Origin of the sequence: Acinetobacter sp. FDAARGOS_559 (genome assembly GCF_003940475.1) — a bacterium.
Lineage (GTDB): Bacteria > Pseudomonadota > Gammaproteobacteria > Pseudomonadales > Moraxellaceae > Acinetobacter > Acinetobacter baumannii.
On record NZ_RKJG01000005.1, the window covers coordinates 3,045,434 to 3,063,257 of the forward strand.

Annotated in this window: 17 protein-coding genes; 12 read left to right on the forward strand and 5 right to left on the reverse strand. The window is 39.7% G+C overall.

The genetic code is table 11. The features are described 5' to 3' along the window. Positions 1-19 precede the first annotated feature (19 nt). The 9 genes from EGS71_RS16115 to arsH all read left to right on the forward strand — a co-directional run bounded on the left by EGS71_RS16115 (position 20) and on the right by arsH (position 9,597). Complete coding sequence (locus tag EGS71_RS16115) at positions 20-1,321, forward strand: TolC family protein (protein WP_000020277.1); 1,302 nt, start codon at positions 20-22, stop codon at positions 1,319-1,321. Between the two features lie 5 nt (positions 1,322-1,326). Further along, entirely contained in the window at positions 1,327-2,853 is a 1,527-nt protein-coding gene (locus EGS71_RS16120) for an efflux RND transporter periplasmic adaptor subunit (protein WP_000945692.1), read from the forward strand. Then, on the forward strand, positions 2,850-5,996 hold the full coding sequence (locus EGS71_RS16125; protein ID WP_002009555.1) for an efflux RND transporter permease subunit: 3,147 nt from the start codon (positions 2,850-2,852) through the stop codon (positions 5,994-5,996). The genes EGS71_RS16120 and EGS71_RS16125 overlap by 4 nt, the downstream gene beginning before the upstream one ends. Before the next feature lie 34 nt (positions 5,997-6,030). Then, positions 6,031-6,393, forward strand: coding sequence for a copper-binding protein (locus EGS71_RS16130; RefSeq protein ID WP_000912561.1), 363 nt, complete (start codon positions 6,031-6,033; stop codon positions 6,391-6,393). Positions 6,394-6,547: 154 nt separating this feature from the next. Continuing rightward, positions 6,548-6,982, forward strand: coding sequence for an arsenate reductase (glutaredoxin) (gene arsC, locus EGS71_RS16135; RefSeq protein ID WP_000156165.1), 435 nt, complete (start codon positions 6,548-6,550; stop codon positions 6,980-6,982). A 57-nt stretch (positions 6,983-7,039) separates the two neighbouring features. Beyond that, entirely contained in the window at positions 7,040-7,360 is a 321-nt protein-coding gene (locus EGS71_RS16140; protein WP_000373082.1) for a metalloregulator ArsR/SmtB family transcription factor, read from the forward strand. 6 nt (positions 7,361-7,366) lie between these two features. Further along, entirely contained in the window at positions 7,367-7,840 is a 474-nt protein-coding gene (locus EGS71_RS16145) for an arsenate reductase ArsC (protein ID WP_000670217.1), read from the forward strand. A 7-nt stretch (positions 7,841-7,847) separates the two neighbouring features. After that, positions 7,848-8,888: an ACR3 family arsenite efflux transporter gene (arsB, locus tag EGS71_RS16150; RefSeq protein WP_000068657.1), complete on the forward strand. Its 1,041-nt coding sequence runs from the start codon at positions 7,848-7,850 to the stop codon at positions 8,886-8,888. A gap of 4 nt (positions 8,889-8,892) precedes the next feature. Further along, on the forward strand, positions 8,893-9,597 hold the full coding sequence (gene arsH, locus EGS71_RS16155; RefSeq protein ID WP_001052986.1) for an arsenical resistance protein ArsH: 705 nt from the start codon (positions 8,893-8,895) through the stop codon (positions 9,595-9,597). A 63-nt stretch (positions 9,598-9,660) separates the two neighbouring features. Here the strand turns inward: arsH and EGS71_RS16160 are convergent, their stop codons facing one another. From EGS71_RS16160 to EGS71_RS16180, 5 genes are all read right to left on the reverse strand, one after another. After that, positions 9,661-10,809, reverse strand: coding sequence for a helix-turn-helix domain-containing protein (locus EGS71_RS16160; protein ID WP_000482798.1), 1,149 nt, complete (start codon positions 10,807-10,809; stop codon positions 9,661-9,663). Positions 10,810-10,820: 11 nt separating this feature from the next. Next, complete coding sequence (locus EGS71_RS16165; protein WP_001182925.1) at positions 10,821-11,504, reverse strand: hypothetical protein; 684 nt, start codon at positions 11,502-11,504, stop codon at positions 10,821-10,823. 530 nt (positions 11,505-12,034) lie between these two features. Further along, positions 12,035-13,219 (reverse strand): MFS transporter, encoded by a 1,185-nt coding sequence (locus EGS71_RS16170; protein WP_000106693.1) that lies wholly within the window; start codon positions 13,217-13,219, stop codon positions 12,035-12,037. Between the two features lie 18 nt (positions 13,220-13,237). Then, positions 13,238-13,645 carry a RidA family protein gene (locus EGS71_RS16175; protein WP_001031024.1) on the reverse strand — a complete coding sequence of 136 codons (408 nt, stop codon included), beginning with the start codon at positions 13,643-13,645 and terminating at the stop codon, positions 13,238-13,240. Between the two features lie 67 nt (positions 13,646-13,712). Further along, positions 13,713-14,639 (reverse strand): DMT family transporter, encoded by a 927-nt coding sequence (locus tag EGS71_RS16180; RefSeq protein ID WP_000703579.1) that lies wholly within the window; start codon positions 14,637-14,639, stop codon positions 13,713-13,715. 239 nt (positions 14,640-14,878) lie between these two features. Between EGS71_RS16180 and EGS71_RS16185 the strand changes: the two genes are divergently transcribed. Genes EGS71_RS16185 through EGS71_RS16195 form a run of 3 tightly spaced genes read left to right on the forward strand, consistent with a single transcriptional unit; the run spans position 14,879 to position 17,799 of the window. After that, positions 14,879-16,006: a Re/Si-specific NAD(P)(+) transhydrogenase subunit alpha gene (locus EGS71_RS16185; protein WP_001165468.1), complete on the forward strand. Its 1,128-nt coding sequence runs from the start codon at positions 14,879-14,881 to the stop codon at positions 16,004-16,006. 11 nt (positions 16,007-16,017) lie between these two features. Then, the gene (locus EGS71_RS16190) at positions 16,018-16,332 is read left to right on the forward strand and encodes a proton-translocating transhydrogenase family protein (protein WP_000230434.1); all 315 of its coding nucleotides are present in this window, start codon (positions 16,018-16,020) and stop codon (positions 16,330-16,332) included. A 12-nt stretch (positions 16,333-16,344) separates the two neighbouring features. Then, entirely contained in the window at positions 16,345-17,799 is a 1,455-nt protein-coding gene (locus tag EGS71_RS16195; protein WP_000394402.1) for an NAD(P)(+) transhydrogenase (Re/Si-specific) subunit beta, read from the forward strand. Positions 17,800-17,824 lie beyond the last annotated feature (25 nt).

Below are 17,824 nucleotides of genomic sequence, written 5' to 3' on the forward strand. Positions count from 1 at the left end.
TCATTTTAGGATGAGAATTATGTCTCACTATAGAAAATTGCCGTCCAAAGTATGGGTAAGGCAATCGTTAAGCATTGTGTGTCTATTATTTTTGTATGGTCATGCAAATGCAGAAATACTGACTTTAGAGAACGCCTTAAAGCGTGCTGAGGAAAATGCACCTACTTTAAAAGCAAATTATGCTCAGATTGAAGGTGCAGAGAACAATGTACTCGCTTCAGGCATTTTACCTAATCCCAAACTATTTGTTGGATTAGATAATTATCCAGTATCTGGAGATTCTGCTTGGTCAGTCACCCAAGAGGGTATGACTATGCAGAAGATAGGCGTTATGCAGGATTTTCCAAATAAGGCCAAAAGAAAGGCCGAAGTTGAACTTGCTCAAGCTGAACTCGGAGTTGCAAATAGTCAAACACAAATTCTTCGAATTGATCTACGGCAACAAGTCGCTACAGCATGGTTTAAGCGCTTTTATCTTGAGCAAAAGCTAGCGCTGATAGATAAGTTACTTGCAGAAAACGGGCTGCTTGGAAAACTGACTCAAACACAAATAATTTCAGGTCAATCGTTGATCGCTGATGCAATGGCACCTAAACAAGAATATACGGTATTACTTGATCAAAAGGATGATTTATCGCGAGATCTGACAAAAGCAAAGCTGGAGTTGCATCGTTTAGTCAGTGCAAATCCTTTGGAAAACTCCTCTCAGATAGAGACCTTACCAACTCAGGCCCCCAACCTGCGAGTTGATACCGCGCAACTATATCACCACCTACATCAACACCCTGAACTGAAGGCATTTCAAGCACAAAAGCAAGTCACTGAATCAAAGCTGAAACAAGCACAAGCTTTACAGAAGCCAGATTGGGGAATAGAGGTGGCTTACCAGCATAGAGCTCCAGAGTTTGGAGACATGATTGGAGTTCAGTTGACGACAGAAATACCAGTATTCTCAAGAAAACGAAGTGGTCCCCTCATTCAAGCCGCGTTAGCAGAGCAAAATCGAGTCACTGCGGATCAAGAAGCAAAATATCGTGAGCATTTAAGCATGTTGGATGATGGACTTGCAGATATTGAAGCTCTTAATCAGCAAATTAAGCGGGCTACTCAAATGAGTATTCCTTATGCAATGCAAAAAGAGCGGTTACAGCTCGCGAGTTATCAGGCAGGAAAAGCCAAATTAACTGATGTAATAGCAACACGTCAGGCACTACTTGAACAACGAATGCGTCTTATTGATCTTCAACAACAACAATCAATGATAACGGCTCAACTGTACTTTAATTTTGTTGAACCCACTCAAAACCATACCGAGGAGTAATCCTAATGTTAAGAAATAAGTTGGCATTTGCAATGGCGGGACTTGTCGGTGTGAGTTTGGCAGTTGGTGGTGGTGCCGGTTATTGGTTTGCCCATAAAAGTGAAAAAACACAATCGGACAGTACGCAGAAGACAGCTAAGGTTTTGTATTGGTACGATCCCATGAAACCTGAGCAGCATTTTGATAAGCCAGGTAAATCACCTTTTATGGACATGCAGCTGGTTCCTAAATATGCTGATGAAGGTGATGCAGGCGCTACTGAAAGTACAGTAGTAAAGATTGATCCCTCTATTCAGCAAAATCTAGCTATACGTTATGCCATGGTTGAACAAGCAATGGTAGGAAGTAACTTGCTGACCAATGGCATATTGCAGGCGAATGAGCGTCAAGTTGCTATTTTACAAACAAGAGCAAATGGATTTGTTCAGCGTGTCTATGGCCATGCCGTTGGAGATATTGTGTCTCAAGGTAGTCCGATTGCTGAGGTTTCTATACCCGAGTGGACGGGTGAACAAACAGAATTTCTGGCTGTGCTTAGAATGGGTGATCGTTCTTTAATTCAGGCAAGCAGACAACGGTTACAGCTTTTGGGAATACCGCAAGATGTGATCCAGCGTGTTGAGAGGACACGTAAAGTTCAGTCCACTATGACTTTGAGCGCTCCTGTGAGTGGATTTATTGATTCACTAGAGGTGCGTAGCGGAATGGCCTTAAGTATGGGACAAACGCTTGCCACAATTAAAGGCTTTAACCCGATTTGGCTAGAAGCTGCGGTTCCCGAAGCTCAAATTGCAACCATAAAACAAGGAAGTAAGGCCGAAGTAACATTGGCTGCCTATACAAAAACAGTTACAGGTAAAGTTATTGATATTCTACCAACACTCGATACCACAAGCAGAACCATAAAAGTTCGTATTGAATTACCCAATTCAGATGGTCATTTAAAACCGGGTATGTTTGCTAGCGTAAAATTCCTTAATAATCCCCAAGCAAATCTAGTGATTCCAGAGCAAGCGGTAATTCGAACTGGTACGCGGAATGTCGTCATTGTGGCACATGAGCAAGGACGTTTCGAACCTGTTGTCGTGCAGTTGGGGCAAAGCGACGGTCATAAAGTAGCCATCTTACAAGGGCTAAAAGTTGGGCAAAAGGTTGTGATTTCAGGACAATTCCTGATTGATTCTGAAGCAAATTTACAAGGTGTACTCGATAAGCTTAATACAGGAAAAGCTATTTCCACCTCTCAAACTCAAAATCCTAAACCATCCCTATATCAAGGTATTGGTAGAGTCGAAAAAGTTACACTTCAGGAAATTACAATCTCTCATCAAGCGATTGCAGGACTTGGTTGGGGGGCTATGACAATGAGCTTTAAACAACCTGCAAAGCCTTTTACTCAAATTCGGTCAGGTGATCAGGTTAGTTTTAGCTTTAAACAAGTTAGTGATGCTTATGTCATTTCTAATATTTCCAAGATATCTAACAATATGTCCATGGCATCTATGCCGAGTGAAAAGGGAGATCCATCATGATTGCCCGTATTATTCGGTTCTCAATTGCAAACCGTATTTTTGTATTGCTCGCAGCTCTCGTTTTAGCAGTATGGGGTACATGGGCAGTTAAGAATACACCTATTGATGCTTTGCCAGACTTATCTGATGTACAGGTTATTGTACGAACGAATTATCCTGGTCAGGCGCCTCAAATTGTTGAAAACCAAGTGACCTATCCGCTTACAACAACCATGTTATCTGTCCCTGGTGTAAAAGCGGTGAGAGGCTATTCATTTTTTGGTGATTCATTTGTTTATGTCATTTTTGATGAGCATACAGATCTTTATTGGGCTCGATCGCGTGTATTGGAATATCTCAATCAGATCCAAGGCCGGATGCCACCAAATGCAAAATCTTCTTTGGGACCAGATGCAACAGGCGTTGGCTGGATTTATGAATATGCATTAATTGATCCGACTGGGCAGCATGACCTTTCCCAGCTTCGTAGTTTACAAGATTGGTTCTTAAAATATGAGCTCAAGACATTACCCAATGTGGCAGAAGTCGCCACCATTGGTGGAATGGTAAAGCAATACCAAGTTGTACTAGATCCTACAAAAATGGCTGCATTGGGCATTACCCAGCGCAGCATTATTGATGCAATCCAAAAGGCCAATCAGGAAACTGGTGGCTCGGTATTGGAAATGGCTGAAACTGAATACATGGTGAGAGCATCTGGATACCTGAAAACTTTGGAAGATTTTCGTCAGATTCCCTTGCGCACCAATGGTTTCGGTATTCCTGTTACATTGGGCGATGTCGCAACAATTCAGCTCGGGCCTGAAATGCGTCGAGGGATCAGTGAATATAATGGCCAAGGAGAATCTGTTGGTGGTGTCATCATTTTACGGGCAGGCAAAAATGCACGTGAGACGATTGCAGCTGCAAAAGAGAAACTTGCTGAGTTACAACGGAGCCTACCGAAGGGCGTACAGATTGTTCCGGTTTATGATCGAAGTCAACTCATTGACCGGGCTGTAGAGAATCTAAGTCATAAGCTGCTGGAAGAGTTTATTGTTGTAGCGTTGGTATGTGGTTTATTCCTATGGCATTTACGATCGGCTATGGTGGCGATCGTTTCTTTACCATTAGGTGTTTTATCGGCTTTCCTTGTTATGCATTATCAAGGTCTCAATGCCAATATTATGTCACTAGGCGGTATCGCCATTGCCATAGGTGCAATGGTTGATGCGGCAGTGGTCATGGTTGAGAATGCGCATAAACATATTGAAGCTTGGCAGCATGAACATCCTGATCATATTTTGGATTCACAAGAGCGCTGGTCTATTATTGCCCGTTCTGCCAGTGAAGTTGGTCCAGCTTTATTCTTCTGTCTGCTTATTATTACTTTATCCTTTATTCCTATTTTTACCTTACAAGCACAAGAAGGTCGGTTATTTTCTCCATTAGCTTTCACAAAAACCTATGCTATGGCCGCGGCTGCTGGATTATCCATTACCTTGATTCCAGTTTTGATGGGTTATTGGATTCGTGGAAAGTTACCTTCGGAACAACGTAATCCGCTCAACCGTTTTCTTATAAAAATATATCGACCAATGTTGGATAAAGTTTTGGAGTATCCAAAGTTTACGTTATTGGCAGCATTAATCGTATTTATTCTGAGCCTTTTTCCTCTCACTCGTTTGGGTGGGGAATTCCTACCGAACATGGATGAAGGCGATTTACTTTATATGCCTTCTGCTTTACCGGGGTTATCTGCTGCCAAAGCATCTGAACTACTCCAGCAAACGGATAGGATGATTAAAACCGTTCCGGAAGTTGCGACTGTATTTGGTAAGGCTGGTCGTGCTGAGTCTGCCACCGATCCTGCACCACTTGAGATGTTTGAAACGACGATCCAGTTTAAGCCCCGTTCTGAGTGGCGTTCGGGAATGACGCCAGAAAAACTGGTCAAAGAACTCGATAAGGCTGTTCAGGTTCCTGGATTGACGAATATTTGGGTACCACCTATTCGTAACCGGATTGATATGTTGGCGACAGGAATCAAAAGTCCAATTGGTATTAAGATTTCTGCGAGTAGCCTTGGCGAGATTGATCAGGTCGCACAGCAAGTTGAACAAATTGCTAAAAAGGTACCGGGGGTCAGTTCTGCTCTTGCCGAAAGATTAACGGGTGGACGTTATGTTGATGTTGATATTAATCGACTTGAGGCTGCCCGTTATGGTCTAAATATCAATGATATTCAACAGATTGTTGCATCAGCGATTGGTGGAGAAAATGTTGGTGAAACCGTAGAGGGTTTAGCAAGATATCCGATTAATGTTCGTTATCCGCGGGAAATTAGAGACTCATTAGAAGCTCTCAGAAATCTACCTATTCTTACTGAATCAGGTCAGCAAATTATCTTGAGCAGTGTTGCGGATATTCAACTTACGGATGGCCCACCCATGTTGAAAAGTGAGAATGCTCGTCCAAGTGGTTGGGTCTATGTGGATGTACAGGGCCGCGACTTAGCTTCTGTGGTTAAAGATCTGAAGCAGTCTATTGACCAACAGGTGAAACGTTCCGCTGGTATGAGTATTAGCTACTCGGGTCAATTCGAGTTTATGGAACGGGCAAATGCTTGTTTAAAAGTGGTTATTCCAATTACTTTGATGATCATTTTCCTTCTGCTCTATCTGATTTTTAGGCAAGTACAGGATGCGGTTCTAATTATGGTCACTCTACCATTTGCTCTAATTGGTGGTATTTGGGCGATGTATCTGAGTGGTTACAATTTTTCAGTCGCTATTGCCGTTGGTTTTATCGCCTTGGCTGGAGTTGCGGCTGAGTTTGGTGTTGTCATGCTGTTTTACCTGAAACAAGCGATAGAACACACTCAGGAGAAATTACATTCGTCTGAACAATCCTTAAATGAGCAACAACTAAATGATGCAATTCGTACAGGGGCAGTATTACGGGTCCGCCCTAAAGCAATGACGGTTGCTGTGATTTTGGCAGGATTGTTGCCAATTCTTTGGGGAACTGGAACCGGATCTGAATTAATGAGCCGTATTGCTTTACCTATGGTTGGAGGCATGATTTCAGCTCCACTTTTATCAATGTTTGTTATTCCAGCTGCATATCAGCTTTTAACCAAAAGAAAACTATCAATTCATTGATGGTTTTATTTCTTATCCAAAAGAGGTTTTTATTATGTTGAAAATTATCAAAGTTATGGCATTTGTTGCGACTGTTACTGCACTCAGCGCTTGTAGTAAAAATGAAGCACCAAAGCAAGAAAAAAGCGAAGCACCGATGGAACAGATGAGTAAAGACACAGCTAAGGCTACTTCTGCCCAAGCCGTCGGCGTCATTACTGCAATTGATACTAAGGAAAACTTACTGACCCTCAACCATGAGGCTATTCCTGCAATTAAATGGCCTGCCATGACAATGGGATTTAAAGTTGCTGATCCGGCATTGTTAAATGGTTTAACTGTAGGACAGCATGTAGAGTTTGAGTTAAAAGCTGAAGGCGAAACTTACACAGTAGTAGCTGTTAAGATAAAAAAATAGAATGTTTAGTAGGTAGCATTTTTATAGTAATAAGGTCCTTTTCAACAGGACCTTATTACCTTTAAAAGTATTAATAAAGCTGAATATATGGAGTTGCATATATATGCTAATTCGCATATAAAGATATGGTAAAATATTAACAGAGTCTAATTCGATGACAATTTCAGTAGATGTGAAGATTTATCACAATCCAGCTTGTGGAACTTCTAGGAATACTTTGGCTTTGATTCGCAATACAGGAATTGAGCCAACAGTTATTGAATATTTAATTACACCACCTAGTCATGACGAATTAGTTAAATTGATTAAAGATGCAAAATTAACGGTAAGAGAGGCTATTCGCCAGAATGTAGATCCTTATCGGGATTTAGAACTTGGTCGTAACGATTTAAGTGATGAACAATTACTTGGTTTTATGCTTGAACATCCAATTTTAATTAATCGACCATTTGTGGTGACTGAAATAGGCACCCGCTTAAGCCGTCCATCAGAAGTTGTCTTAGAAATTCTACCATTACCTCAAAAGGGTAGTTTTACTAAAGAAGACGGTGAAAAAGTAATTGATGAAAATGGGCAACGAGTAAATTAAAAATTTTACTTTTTGTATGTGATTATCCGTATATCCAGATAAGTGAGTGGGGTAAGAATGGATCAAGTTAATTTTTTTAAATGTTTATCAGATGAAACCCGACTCAATATTGTGACTTTAGTAGCTGTGAATAAAGAACTCTGCGTTTGTGATCTAACCGAAAAGTTGCAATTGAGTCAGCCAAAAATTTCTAGACATTTAGCATTATTGCGTTCTTCTGGTCTATTACAAGACAGAAGACAAAGCCAATGGGTGTATTACAGCATTAATCCGCAGTTACCAACTTGGTGCCATGATGTCTTAAATTTCTTGGTTAATAGTCAAACCCTAACAAATCAAGATTCCCAAACTATCCAAATAAATAGTTATTGTGAGTAATAGATTATGAAATTTCTTTTTTTGTGTACCGGAAATAGTTGCCGTAGCATTTTGTCTGAAGTGCTTTTTAATAGTCGTGCACCTGAAGGTTGGAAAGCATACAGCGCTGGTAGTAAGCCATCTGGACAAGTGCACCCATTGACCATCGAGACTTTGGAAAATTTAGGTCTTTCAACAGATGGTTTATGGAGCAAAACCATTGATGACTGTGAGCAATATCATCCTGATGTAGTGATTACTGTATGTGATTCAGCAGCTCAAGAAGCTTGTCCGCTTTATTTGGGCGGAGCGATTAAGGCACATTGGGGCTTAGCTGATCCATCACATTTAGACCTACCTAAAGAAGAAAAATTAAAAGCTTTCCAAGTAACAGTAGATCATATTAACCGCCGTCTAGACGCTTTATTTGCACTTGATACAGAAAGTATGTCTCGCCCTGAATTGATTGCTGCAATTAATCATATATCAGATATTGAATGAGAACATCATGGCTCAACAAAGACTGTCATTTTTAGATCGGAATCTCACGCTATGGATTTTTATTGCCATGGGGTTGGGGATAGCGATAGGTGTTTTTTTACCTCAAGCTTCCGTTGCTTTAAACAAAATGAGTATTGATTCCGTCAATATTCCAATTGCGATTGGCTTGATTTTGATGATGTATCCCCCTTTGGCTAAGGTGGACTATACTGCCTTACCACAGGTGTTTAAAGACAAAAAAACATTAACATTGTCTTTGGTTCAAAACTGGATCATTGCCCCTGTATTGATGTTTGCATTAGCGATTATTTTTTTGCATAGCTATCCAGAGTATATGACAGGCTTAATCTTGATTGGATTAGCACGCTGTATTGCAATGGTTTTGGTTTGGAATGGTTTAGCTTGTGGGGATAACCAATACGTTGCTGCATTAGTTGCATTCAATAGTATTTTTCAGATTCTATTCTTTAGTACGTATGCATGGTTATTCTTGAGCTTCTTACCACCATATTTTGGTATTGCGGGACAAGTTATTAATGTCGATTTCTGGACTATTACTCATGCAGTATTAGTTTACTTAGGAATTCCATTTTTCCTTGGCTTTATGACACGTTTGATATTGGTCAAATCTAAAGGAATTGAGTGGTACCAAAATACGTTCTTACCTAAGATCGGTCCTTTAAGTTTATTGGCTTTATTATTTACTATCGTCGCGATGTTTAGTCTTAAAGGTGGTGATGTAGTAAGTCTGCCTTTGGATGTTATTCGAATTGCTATTCCATTGACTATTTACTTTATCGTGATGTTCTTTATTAGCTTCTTTATGAGCAAGTGGATGGGCAATGATTATGCTAAAACTACAGCAATCTCCTTTACTGCTGCGGGTAATAATTTTGAGTTAGCACTAGCCGTAGCTATTGCAACCTTTGGTTTAGCATCACCTGTGGCATTTACTACAGTCATTGGGCCATTAGTTGAAGTACCAGTTTTGATTGCTTTGGTCAGTGTCTCTTTATGGTTACGAAAAAAGTATTTTGAGTCGGTGTAAATCTATGAATCTCCCAAATGTTGATATGAATCTTCTTGATCATCCTACTTTAGAAAAAGTTCAAGCTAAAGCTCTAGATCATGCACCACGCATTTTGTTGTTATATGGTTCGAATCGTGAACGTTCTTATAGTCGTTTAGCGGTGATGGAAGCAGGGCGTATCTTGGAGCAGTTTGGTGCCGAAGTAAGAATCTTCCATCCTAAAGGTTTACCTTTACCTGAAGATGCGGACACTGAGCATCCAAAGGTTAAAGAGTTGCATGATTTACTTGCCTGGTCAGAAGGTATGGTTTGGTGTTCACCTGAACGCCATGGTTCTATGAGTTCAATCTTCAAGTCACAGATTGATTGGATTCCACTTGCTGGTGGAGCAATTCGTGCAACTCAAGGAAAAACCTTAGCACTTATGCAAGTTAGTGGTGGTTCACAATCATTTAATAGCGTTAACCAGATGCGTATTTTAGGGCGTTGGATGCGTATGATCACAATCCCGAATCAATCTTCAATTCCTAAAGCTTTTTTAGAGTTTGAAGAAGATGGGCGTATGAAAGCATCTTCCTATTATGATCGTATTGTGGATGTCATGGAAGAACTCTATAAATTCACGCTACTGACACGTGGACAAAGCCAATATCTAACTGATCGTTATTCTGAGCGTAAAGAATCGGCAGAAGAATTATCTAAGCGTGTAAATCAGAGGAGTTTGTGAATTTTTAAAAAATTAAACTCGCTTAAAAAAGAGAACTATTAAAGTTCTCTTTTCGAATTCATTTTATTCTAAAACTGTCAACTGACTTCGGCGTCGTAGTGCCTCTAAATTTTGATATTTAGAAACCAGATTAAAGGTAAGATTACTAATCTCTTCTAGAGTTAGACATACGTCATTTGTCAGTTTAGATAGATCAAAGTTTTCTTGAGCTAAAACTTTGAAGACTTTATCTAGCAAAAGTGATGATTCATGGGCAATTGGATTAGGTTCATTATTTCGCCCTCTTTGAGCTAATTGTTTATAGATGCTAGTTGCATTCCAATCAGTAATAATCCCTAATTTATTATAGCGATAAGTTAATGCAGCAGCAGAAACTTGCCATATTTCTTTTTTGGACAAAATACTTCTTAAAGAGGGGATTTTTAAAGGATCAGCTAACAAGCTTCTACGAGGCATTAGAAATGCTGAAGCAAAAGCATTTGCTTCTTGTTCTATATGGATACCTTCAATTATTCCATGCTTATGCATAACTAAATGACCTAACTCATGTGCTAAGTCAAATCTACACCTTTCAGCAGTTCTAGAAGTATTTAGAAAAATAAAAGGGCGACCACTGGTCCATCTACAGCAGGCATCTACATCTTGTGCTTCATCAGTAAGAGAGAAAACTCTGATACCTTTAGATTCTAAAAGTGCAATTAAGTTGGGTATAGGCTGCTCCCCTAATCCCCATGCTTTTCTTACAGTATCCGCACATGCTTCAGGGTATGAGTATTCAAGATAATAATTAACTTCATTGTCAGTAGCCTCATCTATTGATTCATTAGTAATAGCATTTGAGAAATCACTTCTTAATTCATGTAGATCAGGAACATTAGGGGGGGGCAACTCAAAGTTCTGATCAATCCAATCACTGATCATTTCAGCTAAAATAGTTTGGCTAATTGCCATATCTCTTTTTTTAGCTGTCATTTTCGTAAGAGCCCTAAAACTGACAGATTCAGCATGAATTTTTTCTACGTCGCTTCCATAAAAGAAACTAAGAGGAAAATCGAGAATCTCAGCGGCTTTTTCTAAAATTCTCTCATCAATTTCTTGATTGTTGTACCAGTTTGAGACAGTTCTATCGGTTACGTCTAATCGATGAGCCAAATCTCTCTTAGTCAAACCACGACGTTGACGAGCGAGATCGAAACGACCCATATTGAACATATTATTGCCTCTTAAGCATTCTTGCGTCTGATTTCGAAATCAATCGACGGAGGGGTTGGTGCAGGGGAACGAATATTATCAAATTCAGCCTCGGGGTCGAAACTAATTTCTTTTAAAATAATTCGCTCATGATATTCTGCAAAAAATTTACCATTGTCCGTAAGTTTTGACGGGCATGATAGTTCACTCCTAATAACTTTATTTTTATAATCAATATAGTACATTAGAACCCAACACCAAGTATCTATATCTGAATGTGTGGTTAACATATCACCGAGTAATTGAGGATTGGCAATTCTCGAAAACATACTTCCTTTTGGATTTTTATTACGAGCAATTTGATCGACTTTTAAGCTTTCCGTGTTGGATGGAACTTGTCCTTTTAATCCAACGCAAGCATTTCCCGTCATGAAGCTAATTAAAATACCTAATTTTTCATTACGAACCCATTCTGAGTTCCCTTGAGTGTATTTTGAATAACCCTTAGTTAATAGCCGCTCTCTTAAAAAAGCAGTTCCTTCAGCAAAATGTCTATAACCGCCATAAATTTTTGGGTGATTATTTGTTGTTTCATTGCGGGCAGTAAATCCATCTTCTATGACTCCAAGTAGAACTTTTGAGTCAAAACCAAAAACTTCTTTTATTCGGTTTTGGGCATGATTTGGATCATCAATGGTTAAATATAATGGTTGCATAAAATTAGATCTATTAAGTTTTTCATCCATACAGCATACATAGTTTTCGGTTGAAAAAATAGAAAAGAACATAATTTTGAGTTAAAAAAATAGAAAACAAATTGTTTCAAGATGTGTGAAAGTACTAAGTGTTGAGATAGAACCTTTTATAATGAACCTTATTTATGGATAAATTTATGTTTTATTAACAAGAATAAAACTTCTTGTTAACTAAAGAATGGTGAGATTTAAAAATTATTTTTCTTTTTTTACACTAAATTTACACCATGATTTTTATTTTTCTTATTAAGTGTTTAATATTAATAATTATTTTATATTAGTTGATCCTATCCATCATTGGGGCTACTGAAATACGAGGTTGTAACGATTGAAGTGATTGCATAACCGAAAGACCCAAAAGTCGCTAAATTAAAGAAAGGGCAGCATTATACGGGGTTTAGCCCTGAATCGACAGTGGCATTTAACTGCGTAATTTATAACCGCCCTAATGTTAGATATAGTAAGATGATTTTTAACAAATTACCTTATAGCTAAGCCATTTGCTTTTTTTGTAAGAAAGCATCAATCATGCTAAATAAAATACAAAACACAACGAGTCCTACACCTGCAAGGCAAGTCATGGTCCATCCACCACGATTCCATGCAAAAATCCCTAATGCCGAGCCAGCTGCACCACCAATAAAGTAAGTAGTCATATAAATAGCATTAATACGAGATTTAGCATCGGGACGTAAACGGAAGATAATACTTTGGTTGCTAGTGTGAACAAGGGCAAGTGCCAATTGAATTAAAGCAAAACCAATAACATAAGTTGAAAGTAGAGTTTGTCCGAAATAGAAACAAATCCAGCTTACCAAAAATAGCCCGCAACCCATCCAGGTGAGTAAACGTGTGTAGCCTTGGTCGGCATATTTGCCGATATAACGTGTTGATAACGCACCAAAGATACCGACTAAAGGTACCAGTCCAATAAATAGATCGGGTAAATGATGTGCCGAGGTCAGTAGTAACGCGATTGTTGAATACAAAATACTCACTGACGCAAAGGCGAATGCACCTGTAAGCGCTCTTAATAAAAGTCGCTTTTCCTGCTTTAAAAGCTGAGCCATGGAAACAAAAATTTGTCCATAGTTCAGTTTCATACGCATGACATAAGGTAGGCGGCTTTTTAAGGTATAGGCCAACAGAAGCATTAATATACCACTTATGGCATAAACGACTTTCCAGTGGAAAAGGTTGGAAAATAAGCCAGCCAGACTGGTAGAGAGTAAAATCCCGACCAATAAGCCACTCATTAAAAAACCAATAATCTCACCAGTTTTTTCAGGTTTAACCGTCATTGTTGCAAGAGGAATAAGCACTTGAGCTGCAACTGAAAACAAACCCGCTAAAATTGTACCGATCCAGAGCATAGGTAAGTTAACAGCAAAAGCAGAGGTAAATAGGCCAACTGCACAAAGCATCATTAAAAACGGAATAGCTTTGGCTTTATTGACGATATCCCCCATTGGCACAATAAAGAGTAAACCTAAGGCATAAGACACCTGAGCAAATGTTACTGTTAAAGCAGCTTGTGCTTGAGTTACAGCAAAATCTTGCTGAATAGAGTGAATAAGGGGTTGGCAATAGTAATTCACACCTGCACATAGGCCACATGCTGCTGCCATCAACCAAAGTAAAGGTTTATTTTGACTGATATCTTCAGGGGTAGACATGATGTTCTCTCGATTTTATTAAGTGTATGCCGTTGCTTCGACTTCAATGAGCATATGTTCTAGTGCAAGACGCGGCACAGGAATGAGTGTGCAGGCTGGAAAAGGGTGATTTTTCCATAAATCCTTCATAATTTTAATCAAAATCTGATGTTTTTCTACCGAATGGTCAACAACTAGAATTCTTAAAACAGCGATATCCGTAAGCTCTGCATTGGCAGCCACTAACGTATAGTTAATATTTTCAAATGCTTGTAGGACTTGTTCACTGAAATGAGAACTTAATTGACCTTGTTGGTCTTCGCCACCTTGACCTGCAATATGAATAATATTGTTAAAATTACTTACTACAGCGACATGACTATAAGCGTTAGGTGTTGGGTCATATAAAGTAGAAGGATTTATGATTTTAAAAATTTCTTTGTTCATGGAACTCAACCGTTTAATAAAATTTAGATGAGTATCCAACCTCAACTTAAGTTGAGGTCAAGAGCATTTAGTGTTTTAGTCTTTTCTTTCTTAAAGTAATCATCATTACACCGACTATATTGAGGAAACAACCGACCCATTGCCATATATTTAGGTGTTCATTTAAAAAAGCAACGGCAAGCAAAATCGTTAAAACTGGTCCGATCGAAGCAATCATTGCAGATTGAGATGCTCCGAGTCGCTCAATGCTTTGCATAAGCATAACGGTAGGTAAGACAGTGACTAAAAAACCTAAGCCAATCCCGTACCAAATTACACTTGAGGGAAGTTGTAATAGAAGTTGAATCGGGTGAGGGGTACTTAAAGTGTAATGGGTTAATGTACCTATACAGGCAACTGTTAAAGCTAAGCCTGTGAAATTCCAAGAACCAAATTTTTTAATTAATGGCGGAGTCAGCAGTAAATAACCGGCAAAAGCTACAGCGCTAGCAAATACAAAACTTGTTCCGAGCCAAAAGTTGCCCTGAATTGGTGCATTGTTGTGCTCTTGCAGCATCACTAACACGGTTCCACCATAACTAAGAAAAATGGCGAATAAACTTTTTACATCTAATTTTTGTTTGTAGAGCAGACTTGAAGCGATCACGGTAAGTGTGGGATATAAAAATAGGATGATTCGCTCTAAAGAAGCGCTAATAAACATGAGGCCCATGAAATCGAGCCAGCTGGCAAAGTAGTAGCCTAATAGACCAGCAAAAATTAAAATTAGCCAATCCTTCTTTTTTATGCCCTGATTATGATGCCTATTGAACCAGCAAATTAATAGAAAAAACGGTAAAGCGCTTAACATCCGTAAAGCCATCAGGACTGTACCGTCTACTAATGGAGAAAGGGCATAAGTTTGTTTAATAAAAATCGCTTTTGTGCTGAATAGAAAAGCAGAGCAGAGCGCAAAAAAAGACCCAATTTGAAACGAAGATAAAGAAATTTTCATATACAGGACTGTATAAGAGAGACTATTGTCTGCAAAAAAAAGAAAAATCCTCCTATATTACACCTCATGTCAAATATCGTGAATCATCAGTTCAAAATATGGGTATTTATTAAATAAATAGTGGGTGGTATTTTCAAAAAGTTCAATTAGAATCCAAATTCTGTACAAAGAATACACATGGGGGAAACATTGCGGGTTGCAATGTTTTTGACAATGAGAAATTAGCTTGAGGAACGCTCATGCAGATCGGAATCCCAACCGAAACTGTCGTCGGTGAAAATCGTGTAGCTGCTACGCCAGAGACAGTAAAGAAGTTGATTAGCGCTGGTCATAGCGTTGTGATTGAACGTGGTGCTGGTGTAAAGGCTGCGTACATTGACAGTGCTTATGAACAGGTCGGTGCAACCATTACGGATGATGCCTATACAGGTAGTCAAATTATTTTGAAAGTTCGTGCGCCACAAGGCGGGGAAATTCAAAAACTTGCAGCAAATACAACTGTTGTAGCAATGTTTGATCCTTATCGTAATACCGAGCTAGACCAATTTGCGAATCAGCAAGTGTCTGCTTTTGCTCTGGAATTGCTTCCTCGTACGCTTTCTCGTGCACAAAACATGGATGTGTTGTCTTCTCAAGCAAACTTAGCTGGTTATAAATCAGTTTTGCTTGCAGCTGCTGAATATCAACGCATGTTCCCAATGCTTATGACTGCTGCTGGTACTGTAAAGCCTGCACGTGTTGTGATTATGGGTGTTGGGGTGGCAGGCCTTCAAGCGATTGCTACTGCAAAACGTTTGGGTGCAATTGTTGAAGCAACAGATTTACGTCCAACGGCAAAAGATCAGGTTGAGTCTTTAGGCGGTAAGTGGTTAGACGTACCAATGTCTGAAGAAGAACAGCAACGTGCAGCAGATGCAGCAAAAAATGGTTATGGCTGGATGCCGGGTGAGCAATACATCAAAGACCAAGCTGCGATTGTAGATAAAGCTGTATCGAATGCCGATATCGTGATTACAACAGCATTGTTGCCAGGCCGTGATGCACCGCGTCTGATCAAAGCTGAAACTGTTGCCAAAATGAAACCAGGCTCTGTCATTTTAGATATGGCAGTTGAAACAGGCGGTAACGTTGAAGGTTCTAAAGTTGGCGAAACTGTTGTCACTGAAAATGGTGTAAAAATTTTGGGTATTCCAAATATTCCAGCCACTGTTGCGACAGAAGCTTCTGCATTATATGCACGTAACGTTTTTAATTTCGTAGAGACTTTATTCGACAAAGAGAAAAACTTTGCGATTAATCAAGAAGACGAAATCCAAAAAGCCCTATTGGTCACTCATGGCGGTCAAGTGCTGCTTAAGCGTGGTTAAGGAGATTTCTCATGGTTGAAACTATTACAATTTTCGTCCTTGCCATCTTCGTAGGTTATTACGTTGTTTGGGGTGTTACACCAGCTTTGCACACGCCACTTATGGCGGTAACCAACGCATTGTCATCGATTATTGTTGTTGGTGCGATGTTACAAACAGTTGGCCTGCCTGTACTTGGTGTAGATGCAAATGTTGCATTTCAAAGTGTGAATGTTGTGAGCGTACTTGGTGCGATTGCAGTATTTTTAGCAAGCATTAATATTTTCGGCGGCTTCGCAGTAACTGCACGCATGTTGGAAATGTTCAAGCCTAAGCAAAAGAAATAAGAGGGCTTTGACATGGAATTTATTCAAGCAAATGCAAACTGGTTGTACCTTGTAGGCGCAATTCTCTTTATCTTGACGCTTCGCGGCCTATCTGGTCCTAAAACAGCAATTCAAGGTAACCGTTACGGTATGATCGCAATGGCGATTGCAGTTGTAACAACCTTCTTTGTTGCCAATAACCCAGTTATTTGGATGATTGGTGGTGCAATGGTGCTTGGTGCGATTGTGGGTATTGCACGTGCACGTACTGTACCCATGACTCAAATGCCTGAAACTGTTGCACTTATGCACTCATTGGTGGGTTTGGCTGCGGTTTTGATTGCAGTTGCAGCAATTTTGCATAACAACCAGCTTACAGCATTGTTTGCTCAAAATGAGGCAGCATTAACAGCGGCTGGCGTGCAACATGCACACATGAGTAAGGTTCACCTATTTGAATTGTTTGTTGGTTGTTTCGTTGGTGCGATTACCTTTACGGCATCTGTGTTTGCTTACGGTAAATTGGCTGCGAAAAAATGGGCTAAAACAATCTCTGGTGCATGGGTTAAACCTGTTCAAGCACTTATCTTTGTTGCGATGTTGGCTTGTGGTTTCTACTTCTTCACAACTGGCAACATGACTGCTTTCTGGGCAATGACCGCACTTGCACTTGCATTTGGCTGGGTATGGATTGCACCGGTAGGTGGTGGTGACATGCCTGTAGTGGTATCGCTTCTTAACTCGTTCTCTGGTTGGGCAGCAGCAGGTATTGGTTTTACCCTTGAAAACAACATGTTGATCGTTGCGGGCTCACTTGTGGGTTCATCTGGTGCGATTCTGTCATACATCATGTGTAAAGCAATGAACCGTTCAATCATCAACGTATTGTTTGGTGGTGCAATGGGTGGTGCAGCAGTTTCTACAGCTGCTAAAGGTGAACAAGTTCAGCGTAACTACCGTTCAGGTTCTGCTGATGATGCTGGCTTCTTAATGTCAAATGCAGACAGCGTTGTGATTGTACCGGGTTATGGTATGGCGCAAGGTCGTGCACAAAATGCTGTAAAAGAGTTATGTGAAATTCTAAAAGAACAAGGTGTTCGCGTCCGTTTCGCAATTCACCCGGTTGCAGGTCGTATGCCTGGTCACATGAACGTATTGCTTGCTGAAGCAGACGTAGCATATGAAGACATCTTGGAAATGGATGAGATCAACTCAGACTTCCCAGCAACTGACGTAGTACTTGTTATTGGTGCAAACGACGTTGTGAATCCTGCTGCAAAAGATGACCCAGGTTCACCAATTTATGGTATGCCGATTCTTGAAGCACATAAAGCACGTACAATCATGGTGATTAAACGTTCTATGGCGACAGGTTATGCTGGACTTGATAATGACTTGTTCTATAACGAAAAAACAATGATGATCTTTGGTGATGCTAAGAAAGTTGTTGAAGATATGACGAAAGCAATTAACGGTACAGGCCACTAAGTTGCTTTGATATAAAAAACCACCT